The 13,231-nt window shown below is 58.5% G+C and carries 11 protein-coding genes; 4 read left to right on the top strand and 7 right to left on the bottom strand.

The features are described from left to right. Nucleotides 1-121: 121 nt before the first annotated feature. The 6 genes from VFN25_RS07955 to VFN25_RS07930 form a co-directional block, all read right to left on the bottom strand. A complete protein-coding gene (locus VFN25_RS07955; RefSeq protein WP_325140591.1) occupies nt 122-1,957 on the bottom strand; it encodes a right-handed parallel beta-helix repeat-containing protein in 1,836 nt (611 codons plus the stop codon). 608 nt (nt 1,958-2,565) lie between these two features. Continuing rightward, a complete protein-coding gene (locus VFN25_RS07950; protein WP_325140589.1) occupies nt 2,566-2,991 on the bottom strand; it encodes a RidA family protein in 426 nt (141 codons plus the stop codon). Beyond that, a complete protein-coding gene (locus VFN25_RS07945; protein WP_325140587.1) occupies nt 2,988-4,394 on the bottom strand; it encodes a hypothetical protein in 1,407 nt (468 codons plus the stop codon). Before VFN25_RS07945 ends, VFN25_RS07950 begins: the two co-directional genes overlap by 4 nt. Before the next feature lie 25 nt (nt 4,395-4,419). Beyond that, nucleotides 4,420-5,877 (bottom strand): aldehyde dehydrogenase, encoded by a 1,458-nt coding sequence (locus VFN25_RS07940; protein WP_325140585.1) that lies wholly within the window; start codon nt 5,875-5,877, stop codon nt 4,420-4,422. 109 nt (nt 5,878-5,986) lie between these two features. Further along, nucleotides 5,987-8,164: a M3 family metallopeptidase gene (locus VFN25_RS07935; protein WP_325140583.1), complete on the bottom strand. Its 2,178-nt coding sequence runs from the start codon at nt 8,162-8,164 to the stop codon at nt 5,987-5,989. Between the two features lie 78 nt (nt 8,165-8,242). Next, complete coding sequence (locus VFN25_RS07930; RefSeq protein WP_325140581.1) at nt 8,243-8,761, bottom strand: hypothetical protein; 519 nt, start codon at nt 8,759-8,761, stop codon at nt 8,243-8,245. A 197-nt stretch (nt 8,762-8,958) separates the two neighbouring features. On the opposite strand from VFN25_RS07930, the gene VFN25_RS07925 reads away from it, so the two are divergent. Continuing rightward, nucleotides 8,959-10,152 (top strand): GGDEF domain-containing protein, encoded by a 1,194-nt coding sequence (locus tag VFN25_RS07925; protein WP_325140579.1) that lies wholly within the window; start codon nt 8,959-8,961, stop codon nt 10,150-10,152. 98 nt (nt 10,153-10,250) lie between these two features. Here VFN25_RS07925 and VFN25_RS07920 read toward each other — a convergent pair whose 3' ends face one another. Next, nucleotides 10,251-11,564 carry a DEAD/DEAH box helicase gene (locus VFN25_RS07920; protein WP_325140577.1) on the bottom strand — a complete coding sequence of 438 codons (1,314 nt, stop codon included), beginning with the start codon at nt 11,562-11,564 and terminating at the stop codon, nt 10,251-10,253. Nucleotides 11,565-11,823: 259 nt separating this feature from the next. On the opposite strand from VFN25_RS07920, the gene VFN25_RS07915 reads away from it, so the two are divergent. From VFN25_RS07915 to VFN25_RS07905, 3 genes are all read left to right on the top strand, one after another. Then, nucleotides 11,824-12,417: a YkvA family protein gene (locus VFN25_RS07915; protein ID WP_325140575.1), complete on the top strand. Its 594-nt coding sequence runs from the start codon at nt 11,824-11,826 to the stop codon at nt 12,415-12,417. A 114-nt stretch (nt 12,418-12,531) separates the two neighbouring features. Next, entirely contained in the window at nt 12,532-13,017 is a 486-nt protein-coding gene (locus tag VFN25_RS07910; protein ID WP_325140573.1) for a peptidylprolyl isomerase, read from the top strand. Beyond that, nucleotides 12,974-13,231 (top strand): hypothetical protein (locus VFN25_RS07905; RefSeq protein WP_325140593.1); only part of this gene is annotated, 258 nt, incomplete at its 3' end. The genes VFN25_RS07910 and VFN25_RS07905, both read left to right, overlap by 44 nt.

Below are 13,231 nucleotides of genomic sequence, written 5' to 3'. Positions count from 1 at the left end.
GACGCTTTGATTGTTCGGCGGCATCATTTTGCGGACGACCTGTTCTTTGAACTCGGGGCTGTAACGGCTCATGGTTGTGCTCCTCTCGCCCCCTCAGGGCAGGTATCAGAAGAGCGGACAACTATCGTGACAGAGGGGGGTGCTGCCAGCCGACAAATTCACTGTCTGCTGAAGGAAAGGGGTACAGCGTTACCACAGTGCCTCTGAAATATACTTCCGTGCAGTCACTGCCACAGGCAATACCCACTGGCGAACTGGCGACGCTACCGCTGCCCGAACCGACCTTTTGTACCGTCAACAAGAACATGTCCTCCCCGATATTGTCATAGACTTCATCGACGCCGGCATCATACAAACCGCCAGCCTGGCCGGGGTGGCCTTGCTGGTTTGTGTTTTCATTGACCGGGGCATCCTGATTCTCGATGTCCTTTTCCGTTGACCAGGCAAAGTCATCCTGGTTGCACATGTCGACACCCGGTGAACTGGCCACCTGGCGCATATCGCCACCATCGACGTTGATGAACTGCGGTGTGCCAATGACGTAGGTGCCAGCGGGCCAATTCTTGCTATCATCAATCAGATTACAATCACCGCTAAAATTCCCAACTCTAGGATCGCTACCATGCGTGTCATCGAAAATGGAATTTTGTATATTCATTATCCCAAAATTGACCCACGGAAAGCTTCCCAATTCGCCATATCCTGGCTTATGGAATTGATTCCTTGCTGCTGTGATATGAGTGGCGAAAACTTGAGCTGGACCATCACCAGACGCACTGAGCAAGTACCAGGTTTCATTTCTGGTCATGGCTACCCGGTTCAAATGCAAAATTGACGAAGTGTCCGCATAGAACAAACTCGAAGTGTAATCGTAGGGACCAGTAAAGTTATTTGAATCAACGACAGTTCTGCTGATTTGCGCCCTGGAATTGTACAGGTATACCAATGACTGATAAAAATCATGCCCCGTGATCACTGAGCAACTGATCAGAAACGGGCAGTCATCAACACGATCCATGGTGACCTGAGTGGCTACTCCACCACCATTGGCTGCAAAAATCGCGGCGCCTTTGTCCGAGGCGGAATTGCCATCCAGGGTGGTATTGTTCAATATCACACGCCCGGTGCCCCAGACAAATATGCCACCGCCATTGACTGCTGTATTGCCCTGGATCCGCACCACTTCTGCTCCGCCTCTGGCCCAGAGCTGGCCGCCATTGTCGACCAGTATTCCGCCACCGGCATCACTGGCAGTGCCATTGGTGATGAATGATTTCTGGCCCAGCTCGGCAGAACAACCCGTTTCAACAAATAAATTTCCGCCTTTTACCGCGGCGTTCTCATGCAGCCGGCCACCGATGATCACCATGGAACTACTTTCATGACAGTAAATGCCACCACCTTTGGCAGTGCCGGGATCACTGTTGCTTTGCACCACACTGTTGGCCTTTAACTCCACGTAAGCGCCACCTTTGACTTCAACACCCGATTGATTGCCAAATACCACTACATTGTCCAAATAGACTGTAGCGTCATTGTCGGCAACCAGGCCGCGCGAGCCACTCAATCTCATTGTGATGTTCATGAAAGTGACGGTAGAGTTGTCGACGGTGAAAACCGGACTGGTGGCGTGGCCGATCTCGGTACGGTTGCTGGGTGCAACACCACAATCGCTGTAGCCACCTTTGATGATCAAACTGTCGGTCCGGTTTCCGATCGTGTAGAAACCGGCATGGTTGGCAGCGCCGATGTAATTCGTGTTCGCAGCGGTCAGCCTGATCTCATTGCTGCTGTCACCGTTGAAAGCAGTTTGAACCAAAGCGAGGGTCAAGGTAGGCGCTGTCCTGGCTTGCGCATCACAAGCGGCAGAATCGCCAACCCAGACAACTTCAGCGTGCGCCACATTGAGCAGCAGGCACAGCCCCAAACAAAGTGTTGCAATAAACTTGTTCATCATCAGGTCCTCAAAAAGGATATGTACTTCATTGCAACAGCCGTGGCAGGCTCGATTGACGTATCCGCTGGCTCTGGCCGGTGGCTGCATTCATGGTGCTTTCTCCCTGCCGAAGCAGGCCCTTATCCGTACATACGCATTTGGCCCGCAAATCGTGCCAGCCAAGCCGGGCCGCATCCGACATCACGCAGGCTTGCTCAAGCTGTCAGTGCTCAGTCCGCAGCTTGCCCAGACTGCAGGAGCGAGCCATGCCCGCGAGTAGGTTGCCTGCAGCGACCCTCATCGCGAGCAGGGCAGGCAGCAACAACCCTGAACGCAGTGGCCGTAGAGCTTTTGTCCATGAGGTGCGCATGATGTTTCTCTCCAGATGAAAGAGTCCCATCCAGACATACGCAATAAGTTGGCAAACCGTGCCAACACATTTGAAACGGTGATGCGGATCATGAGTTGGCGAAATTTCGAGAGTGAAAAATCAGCGGGCGTCTGGAAGCCGCAATGGCGCTTCCGGACAACCGTCCTTTCCACTCTTGAACTTGCCGCCCTGACAGGCGGTTGAAATTCGCTCTTGCGAGTGCGCGACGTCGGAGTGCTGCAGGGCGACTCTTGGCGTCTCAGGCTTCAGCAGCAATCACGGCGATGCATTTCAGTTCGATTGCGATCGGAGTTGGTAGCGCCGTGATGCCCAGTGTCGTGCGGCAGGGTTGCGAATCGGTGAAGTGTTCGGCATAGCTGCGGTTGTACGCGGCGAAGTCGTTTTGCATATCGGTCAGAAATACAGTGACGTCGAGCAGATCCTGCCAGCGCGCGCCACTGGCTTCGAGTACCGCTCGGACATTGGCGAATACCTGTCGGCACTGTGCCTCGATGTCGTAGCTGACGAGCTTGCCGTCAGCATCAACGACATTGCCCGGAATCGAGTTGTCGACGGGACTGCGCGGACCGACTCCGGACAGGAACAGCAGATTGCCGACGCGACGCGCATGCGGATAGGCACCCACCGCCTTCGGTGCCGTTTTGGCGATAACAACGTCATTCATGGCTTGGGCTTTCCTGCACCAACCTTGATGGTTTGCCGATGGCGTGCCTGATTGGACATGTCACGAGAGAGGGTCTCGTAGTTTCCTGGCCGCAGCCACAGTTCCGCGGTCGGAAATGGATCGCTGCTTTGCCGCACCTTGTCGCCATAGCCGACAATTCGGCTCTTGAAATTGATGACCACACGATCGGCCGGGACGGCGTCGTCGGGCCTGCCGACCAGGCGCGCTTCAACCATGCAAGGGTAGCTCAGATCGCACATGCGGCCACTGACCCGGAACGCCTGGCGCATGCCGAGGAGCGATAGCCAGGTTGGGCGTCCGAGTTGCTCGACTTCCTCGGGGAAAAACACGCTGAGGTCGTAGGCTTTCTCCTTCAGCGACCAGGGCTTTCCCTCCTTGTCGACGAAGACGATGGGCTGCGTTGGCATCAGCTTGGTCATGACGTCTCGATAGTAGGGGTGGTCACTGGTGATCTTGTCATGCGGAATGAGCATGGTTTGTTCGATGGTCAGCGGATCAATGTGGGTCAGGCCCTTGAAGTGCTGGGCCATCGCCTTTCCACCCAGGTATTTGCCGTGTTCCTGGATGTGGGCATATCCGGCGTTGACGACCAGACGCGCGTCGGGGTGGTCGGCGAAGACATCACGCTTGAGGTTTTGCGCCTGTTCTTCTTCGCGCGCATCGCCAGTGGCATCCGACAAGGCCTCGTAGGCGACCACTCGATAACCGAGCTTGAGCGCTTCATTGACCATCTCCGCATAAATCGGCTCTTCGGTATAGAAACCGGTCTCGTGGATCACGTAGCCACGTTTCTGCAGCGCGGCCATGTCGGGTTGATTCAAGGTCTCCGCAGCGAAGGTGTCGAAACCCTCCTTGCGCAAGGCGGCCAGCATCTTCACGGTCAGGGTTCGGGTCAGCGGAAAGCTGTGGTTCTCGTTGAAGAATACGGCCTTCTTGCCTTTCGCCAGGCGCGTGATGACGTCGACGGCGGGTTCTGCATGCCAGTCGGAACTCTCCAGCGGTGATGCCGAGTCATCGCGCTCAGGCTTCTGCAGGATCGAGAAGCTGTCGCGTGCACCGACGTAGTCGCCCACCCAGGTCTGATACCAACTCAGGTACTGGTTGAAGATCAGGCGGAATGAAACATCGGTATTGCTGGCATAGGAATCGCGCATGAACACATACTGGGCGAGCATGCCTTTGTGTGTTTGCGCTTCGGCCATGATCTCCTCGGACCGAGCCACCGCCGCTTGTTGTTGATGGACTCTGGCACCGCCATCCGACGAGTTCGGCGCAGCCAGGCCGACAGAGGGTGCGGTCAGCAGCACAGCCAATGCTGCATTCAGCAAGCCGAGATGGCGATGACAGTTTCCAGTTTTGCAGTCGGAATTGAATCGGAGCATGGTTTTCCTCCGGGAGAGTCAGGTGTCATGAGGACTCAATACAGATGTTCTTAGCCTCAGTGAAGAAGCGCAAGGCGTCAACACCGCCTTCGCGCCCGATGCCGGATTGCTTGACTCCGCCGAACGGCGTGCGCAAATCCCGTGACATCCAGCAGTTGATCCAGACGATGCCGAATTCGAGCCTGGCCGAGACGCGATGTGCTCGACCGAGATCTCGGGTCCACAACGAGGCGGCGAGCCCGTAGCGGCTGTCGTTGGCAATGCGGATCGCCTCGGCTTCGTCATCGAACGGAATCAGGCTGACGACCGGGCCGAAAATCTCTTCCTGATTGGTGCGGCTGTCCGAATCCAGGCCTTCGATGACAGTCGGCGCGACAAACCAGCCATCAGCACAACGACCATCGATGACCAGGGATTCTCCGCCACAGACGATGCTTCCACCTTCCTCGCGTGCGCTGGCAATCGCCGCCATAACCTTGTCAAAATGGAGTTTTGAAACTAGCGCGCCGAGATCACTGGCAGTGTCGTTCGGATCGCCGACCCGCAGGGCCCGTACTGCAGCGAGATAGCGTTGGCGAAATTTCGCATAGATCGAACGCTGCACGAGCAGACGCGAGCCGCACAGGCAGATCTCACCCTGATTGGAGAATCCGGAGCGCACGATGGTGGCCAGATTGGCTTCGCTGAACTCGAAATCTTCGAAAACAATGGCCGGATTCTTGCCACCCATTTCCAGTGATAGCTTTTTGAACATGGGTGCAGCCGTCGCTGCGATCGCGGCGCCGGTCCGCGTGCTGCCGGTAAAGGACACGGCCTTGATGGCGGGATGCTCGACCATGGCCTGACCAACGGCCGGACCTTCACCGTGGACGATGTTGAGAACGCCGGGCGGAAAGCCAGCGGCGATGCTCAGCTCTCCAAGACGCGCCGCCGTGCAAGGTGTGATTTCGGAGGGTTTGGCGACCACCGTGTTGCCGGCGGCGAGGGCCGGTGCGATCTTCCAGGTAAACAGATACAGCGGCAGGTTCCACGGCGAGATGCAGCCGACCACGCCCAGCGGTTGGCGCAAGGTGATATTGATTGTGTTGGCATTGCTCGCATGCGCTTCACTCGACCACTGGGTGATCGCGGCAGCGAAGAAACGCAGATTGGAAATGGCGCGTGGAATGTCCACGCGGCGAGCCAGCGAAACCGGCTTGCCGTTGTCACGCGACTCCAGTTCGGCGAGCGATTCAAGCTCCGCCTCAAGCAGGCTGGCAAGGTTTTGCAGTAGCCGCGATCGGTCATCGGGTGTCGTCGCAGCCCAGGCGGGAGCAGCGCGTTGCGCGGCTTCAACGGCTTTTTCGACATCCTCTTGTGCAGAGGCCGGACAGCGTGCAAAGACCTTTCCAGTGGCTGGCTCGAAAACATCGAGCCAGCGGTTGCCGATCGGCCCCGAACTGGTGCCGTCGATCAGGTTTGCAAGTTGAAGGGGTGTGCTCATGATCAGAGCTTAGCTGCTTGAATGGGCAGACGCGAAATCGGTTGCCTGCAATTCTCACCTGCGACAAGAGTAAGGGGTCGCCACTCTGTAGAAGTGGCGACCCTCACGATCACTTGCCCTTCGGCGTCAGTCCGCGGCGCTCAAGCAAAGGCTGCACATATGGCTCGCCACCGCTGAAGTTCCTGAACAGGACCATGGCGTCTTCCGAGCCGCCTCGCGAGAGCAGGGTTTCGCGGAAATGGTCGCCGTTCTTGCGGGTCAGTCCACCATTCTTCTTGAACCATTCGACACTGTCCGCATCAAGCACTTCGCTCCAGATGTAGGCGTAGTAACCAGCCGAGTAGCCGCCCATGATGTGTGAGAAGTAGGTCGTCCGGTAGCGGGGCGGAACCGGAGCATAGTCAACACCGGCCTTCTTCAGTGCGGCCGCCTCGAAGGCGAGTACGCCATCGGCATCGGGTGCCTGATCAGCGGTGATCTGATGCCAGGCCTGGTCGAGCAGCGCTGCTCCCAGATACTCGGTGGTGGCGAAGCCCTGGTTGAATTTTTCCGAAGCCTTGACCTTGTCGAGCAGTGCCTTCGGCAGCGGTTCGCCGGTCTTGTAGTGCTTGGCGTAGTTCTTGAGAACTTCCGGCCAGGCCGTCCACATCTCGTTCACCTGCGAGGGATATTCGACGAAATCGCGTGGCACCGAGGTACCGGCGAAACGTGGGTAGGTCACGTTCGAGAACATGCCGTGCAAAGCGTGGCCGAACTCGTGGAAGGCGGTGTTGACCTCGTCGTAGGTCATCAGGGTTGGCTCACCTTCCGGCGGCTTCGGAACGTTCAGGTGATTGGCAATGACCGGCTTGGTGCCAAACAGCTTTGACTGGGCGACATAGGCATTTGCCCAGGCACCGCCGCGTTTGTTGCTGCGCGCGTAGTAGTCGACGATGAACAGGGCCAGCGGATCGCCGTTCTCCTCAAACACTTCAAACACGCGGATATCGGGCAGATACAGCGGCAGATCCTTGCGCTCCTTGAAGGTGATGCCATAGAGCTTGGTCGCGGCGAAGAACACGCCTTTCTCAAGCACGTTGTTCATCTCGAAATACGGACGCAGCTGCTCGGCATCGAGGTCGTATTTCTCCTTGCGAACCTTCTCGGTGTAGTAGGCCCAATCGGCCGCGGAAACCTTGAATTTTCCGCCTTCCTTGTCGATCACTTTCTGGATATCAACAGCCTCGGCACGGGCGTTGGCCACCGCAGGTGGCGCGAGTTGGGCAAGCAGCTTGTTGACTGCACCGACTGTCCCCGCGGTTTCATCCTCCAGCACATAGGCGGCGTGATTGGGGTAGCCGAGCAGGGCGGCTCGTTCGGCACGCAATTTGACCACCGAGGCGACAATGGCCCGATTGTCGAAATCGCCACCATGGCTGCCGCGATTCAACGAAGCCTGCATGATGCGCTCGCGCAGATCGCGATCCTTCAGCGATGCCAGCGACGGCTGACCCGTTGTGTTCATCAGCGGGATGACGAATTTGCCGTCAAGATCGCGCTTCTTGGCCGCTTCGCTGGTTGCAGCGATCGCGTCATCGGAAAGACCGGCGAGCTGCTCGCGCTTGTCAACGACGATAGCCGAGGCGTTGGTTTCCTTGAGCAGATTCTGGCTGAACTGGGTGGACAAGCTGGCCAGTTCCGAGTTCATCGCCTTGAGTTTGGTCTTGTCGGCATCCGAAAGCTGGGCTCCGGCACGCACGAAATCGGTGCGGTAGCGCTCGACCAGTCGCTTCGACTCGGCATCGAGCCCAAGGGTGTCGCGCTGATCGTAGACCGCCTGGATGCGCGCAAACAGCTTGCTGTTGAGGACCATTTTGTCGGTGTGTGCCGAAAGCTTCGGTGCCATTTCGGCTTGCAGCTTTTGAATGGCATCGTTGGTATTGGTGCCAGCCTGCGAAAAGAACACACGGGCAACGCGGGTCAGCAACTGGCCACTGCGTTCCATCGCGACAATCGTGTTCTCGAATGTGGCGGGCTCAGGGTTGTTGGCGATTGCCAGTATTTCGGCCTCGCTGTCGCGCATGCCTTTTTCGAAGGCCGGCTTGTAGTCTTCGTTATGGATCTTGTCGAACTGCGGGAAATGGAATGGCAACGGGCTGGGCGCGAAGAATGGATTGACAGTCTTGGTTTCCAGCTTGCCGGAATCCGATTTGGCTTCCTTTGCAGCATCGCCGTCGGCGGCGAGTACGGGTGACGCGGCTCCAAGCGAAAGCGCGAGAGCGGCAGTCAAGGTGAGGCGATAAGTCATCGTCGTTGTTCCGGGTTGCGTATGAACCCATCAGGGTAGGGCATCTGAGCGCGGATTACCCGTGACGAAAGTCAGTTGCTAAAGCGTGATTTGCCGCCGCAGCTTTGCGCAGGCGGCACGCAGCAGGCAGCGCGAGTAAATCTTGTGAAAGCCAAGCAGGGCGCGAAACGGGAAGCCGGGAGATGCTGTCTCAGCGGTCGGATCGGCACGCGGCACCACGGCCGAACCAAAATACAGTCGCGTGCCGCTGTTCCCGACTATGGGCGTAGTCATCAGCCACGAGCGCGTCCGCCCGTGCAGGTCACGGAGCAGGAGCTGATCGAGCGAACGGCATTCCACATCCCATGCGGCAAACCGGTCGCGTTGACCTTGCGCAAGTTCCATGGCCTGCGCATCCGTCGAGGGGCGATTGACCGCCCAGGCCAGGATTTTTCGTTCCAGCTTGAACAACCAGGTTGTGTAGAACGCCATGACGAAGTCGGCATGACTGCGCTGGCTGTCGATAGTGCACTGATAACAATCCGTGTATGCCCCGCTGTCGCGATAACGCAGCAAATACGCGTTGTCGGGGAGTTGGCAGGAAAGAATTCGAATCACGGCAGGGATCCGGGGCCAGAAAGGACGCGATCAGCATAGCCGCATGGAGAGCCGGAGCGCAGCGACTGCGGTGTTTGAGTCAATTGCTTCGGCACGAACACGGTCGCGCGAACTGAATGCGATTCGACAGAATCCAAGTGCGTGATAGATTGCGTGGATGCGCCGGAGGTGCATGCAGGAAACAGGGGGCACGCGTCGTGCAGTTTGATATTGCAACCGCCATGTTGATGGATGCCGTGGTCACGTTTCTGGCCGGTGTCCTCATGTTGTTGGTGTCATTGACTCCCTCGCATCGTTTGCGCTCGGAGCTTCGCTTGTGGGGTATCGCCGATGTGCTGATCGCACTCGGTCTGGTGGCTCTGGGTTTGCGCGCGGTGATTGGAGAGCTGGCGAGCGTCGTCTTGACCAACGGATTGCTCTTGTCCGGAATTGTCTACCAGTATGTTGCGCTGAGACGCTTCAACGGATTTACCTCCAATCCGCTTCGATTCCTGCCATGGCTTTGTGTCGTCTTGATCCTGCTTGGCATCAGCACATCGGTATGGTCACTGCTTTCGTTTCGGATTGCGCTGGTCGGGAGTCTCTTGTGCGTGGCGGGTGTGCTTATCAGCCGCGAGGCCTTGCGCTCGCGCAAGCCCGACGCACCAGTGGCAGCGATCCTCATGGCCGGAGTTTTCCTGCTTCTCGCTGCCTTGTTTCTCGGCCTGACGATCAAGCAACTGGTCGGTGTGCAGTCGGCTGGTCTGTTCGAGATCAATGGGCCGATTCCGGTGCTGGCCCTCGTTGGTGGTGGCTTGCTGCCGTTGCTGGGAGCGGTGGCGTTTCTTTTGATGTGCGTCGAACGCAGCCTTGGTGAGGCTCACCAGTTGGCCATCACTGACAGCCTGACCCGCTGCCACAATCGCCGCTGGATCGAGGAGTTGGCGCGGCGCCAATTGATTTCGCCGGCGCCTGCGGAATCCCGATTTGCGCTGCTGCTGGTCGATCTTGACCACTTCAAGCGGGTCAACGATACAAACGGCCACGCTGCCGGCGACATGGTGTTGCGCGAGGTCGTGAACAGGATACAACGTGTACTGCACAAGCGAGATGCCCTGGGCCGTTTCGGTGGCGAGGAGTTTGTTGCTTTGCTGCATGCCTCGGACGCGCATCACGCGATGCGCATGGCCGAACAGATCCGTAGCGCGATTGGAGCTACTCCGATTGACGTGGGTGGTCCGCAATTGGCGATCACCGTATCGATTGGCGTGGCCGTTCACGAGATTGATGGAGAATCGCTCGATGAACTTCTCGGGCGCGCCGATCGGGCGCTTTATCGAGCCAAGAATGCTGGCCGCAACCGAGTGGCCTTCGAAGCGCCTCGATCGCGGGAATGCCTGGCAGATTGCTGATTTATGAAAAAAGGCGCATCGATTGATGCGCCTTTTCATTCAGACGATTCACACGTCAAACCACGCTTTCATCAGCAGCTGCGGCGTGTTTTTGCAGATCAGGACGGGCGGCTGGCCGCCGGTTTGCCGCCGCGATACGAGCGACGCTTTTTGTTGGCTGCCGCATGATCGTGGTCGCCGTTGCCACGTGGCTGCTGGGCGCGCGGACGACGGTTGTGCTGCTGCGCACGTCCCTGTTGCGGGCGCGCACCACCGGGGCCTTCAAGACGCAACGGATGCGAGGGCTCGAAGCCTTCGACGTTGACGATCGCGATATCCTGCTTGAGCATCTTGCGGATGTCGCGCAGCAAGCCTTCCTCAGCGTGGCTGACCAGTGAGATCGCCAGGCCTTCCGAGCCAGCGCGGCCGGTACGACCGATGCGATGGACGTAGTCTTCGGCGACCATCGGCAGATCGAAATTGATGACCATCGGCAGCTGATCGATATCCAGTCCGCGCGCGGCGATATCGGTGGCGACGAGGACGTTGACGCGGCCACTCTTGAAATCGGCCAGCGCACGCGTGCGCTGATTCTGGCTCTTGTTGCCGTGGATTGCGGCTGCGCGCAGGCCGGATTTCTCCAGCTGCTTGGTCAGCTTGTCGCAACCATGCTTGGTGCGGCCGAAAATAAGGGTCTGGCTGCCATCGAGGCTGAGCAGGTGCAGCAGCAGGTCGCGCTTGGCATCGGCATTGACCGGATGTACGCGATGGGTGACGGTCGAGGCGACGCTGTTCGGCTTGGCGATCTGGATTTCCTGCGGCGAGCGCATGAACTGGTTGGCCAGGGCCTTGATCTCGGTCGGGAACGTGGCTGAAAACAACAGAGTCTGGCGCTGGTTCGGCAATGCGCTCAACACGCGTTTCATGGCTGGCAGAAAACCCATGTCGAGCATGCGGTCAGCTTCGTCGAGGATCAGCACTTCAATGGCGGAAAGATCCACCGTACGACGCTGCATGTGATCGAGCAGACGGCCCGGCGTGGCAACGAGGATATCGACGCCGCGGCGCAGCGCGTCAATCTGCGGGCCCATGCCGACGCCACCAAAAATGGTCGCCGACCTGACGCCGATATGTTTGCTGTAGCTGCGCACGCTTTCCTGCACCTGGGCGGCCAGTTCACGCGTCGGGGTGAGAATCAGCGCACGCGGCTTGCGAGCCAGTGGCAGGCGTTTGCCGTCCGGATAGAGACGCTCAAGCAAGGGCAATGAGAACGCGGCGGTTTTGCCGGTGCCGGTTTGCGCGCTTGCCATCAGATCCTGACCCGCCAATACCAGCGGAATCGCTGCGGCCTGGACAGGGGTGGGTGTGGTGTAACCTTGTTCGGCGAGCGCGCGCAGCAATGCTGGCGACAGCCCGAGGGTATCGAAACTCATGGGTGATGCTCCTGATGTGTAACCCGGAGCGTCCCTGATGAACCGCGCTGCAGGTTTGAATTTGCGGACGCCGGTCAACATGACGGGCATTCCGGTTCCGGGCGTCGGGACCACGAGCGGTGAGGTTCGAACCCTGCCAGGAAACGGGGGAGGGAATCGAATAACCGGAAGGGAAGCGGGGGTCAACGCGACTTAACCCGGCAATGTTACAGGATTCACTCTGGTCTCGCCAGCGATCAGACACGAATTGGTCGAGAGCATGACAATCGGCCCGTTGACCATTGTTGCGCCTGCGCATAGCTTGCCAACCATGCGCATCACCCTTGAACTCGAATCAACCGATCTCGAACGCTTTCAGAGCGCGTTTGACCGTTCGCGCCACCTTGCTGCCGAGGCCGACGAGGTCGACATCATTGATGCCGCCAAACACGCCCTCGACACCCTCGTCTTCGACACGCTTCCAACCTATGTCCGCAAGCGGCTGGTGCATGTGCAGCGGCTGATCATGATGCTTGAAGATGATGTCTGGAGCTTGCCGATGCCGGATCGCAACGAAGCGCTCGCGGCGCTGGCCTACTTTGGCGACCCTGACGATCTGATCCCCGATCACATCGAAGTAATCGGCATGGTCGATGACGCCATCATGCTGGAGTTGATTGCGCGGCGCATGCGTCATGTCCTGCATGCCTATCGGCGCTTTTGTGCATTCCGCAGGACACGAAAAGCCGAGCCTGACGATGACGCGAGCAGAATGTCCACGGCGCGCGAGCTGGCGGAGTATCGAGCCAGTCTGATTGATGAGCTCAGCAGCCGTCGTGAGCGCGTCGGAGCGCGTGTCGAACAACTGACGTGAGCAGGTTGACAATGAAGTCAGCCGCCCGAGCCGAGACCGGGCCGCTGCAGTTCACCGGCATTGCTGGTAGTCTCCCGCGCCATTTCCCACGTCATGTTGAATCCGGAGCACGTCATGCAGATCGCCAAAGATACCGTCGTCTCGATGCACTACACGCTCAGTGATGAAACGGGCGAAATCGAATCCTCACGCAACACCGCGCAGCCAATCGAAGCATTGATTGGACATGGTGGAATGATTCCGGGGCTGGAAAACGCCTTGATGGGCCACACCACGGGCGACCAGGTCGAGGTCGATGTGGTGCCGGCCGAGGCCTATGGCGAACGCGACGAAGGCCAGGTGCAGCGGGTGCCGAAGAAGTATTTTCGTGATGGCGCGCGGCTCAAGCCCGGCGTGATCACCGCGCTGGCGATGAAGGACGGTGGCCAGCGCACGGTTACGGTCATCAAAGTCGGATCGAGCGTTGTCGATGTTGATCTCAACCATCCACTGGCGGGCAAGACCTTGCATTTCGCGGTCGAGATTCTGGCTGTTCGCGAAGCCAGCGCCGAAGAGATTGCGCATCGTCACGTGCATGGCCCGGGCGGCGTGGAGCACTAAGGCAACGCTGATCAAGTGGCGCAATCGTCACGACGCCAGTCTGCGTGCAGATCGCGGCGCGCTGGCGCAGATTCACTGGCCGTGCTTCAAGCCAGCGCAACAAAGAGCTGCGCGCAGACAGGTGTCGCCTAACCGATTGTTTTTGTTGAAACAGGTGGCATCCAGAAGGTCCGCCAGCCGCACCGCGCGGCTGGTCAAGGCAACCAGCCTTCAC

Source organism: Dokdonella sp., assembly GCF_035703485.1.
Taxonomy (GTDB): Bacteria; Pseudomonadota; Gammaproteobacteria; order Xanthomonadales; family Rhodanobacteraceae; genus Dokdonella.
Note: the sequence above shows the minus strand (reverse complement) of the source record. Positions and strands in the feature narration are given on the sequence as shown.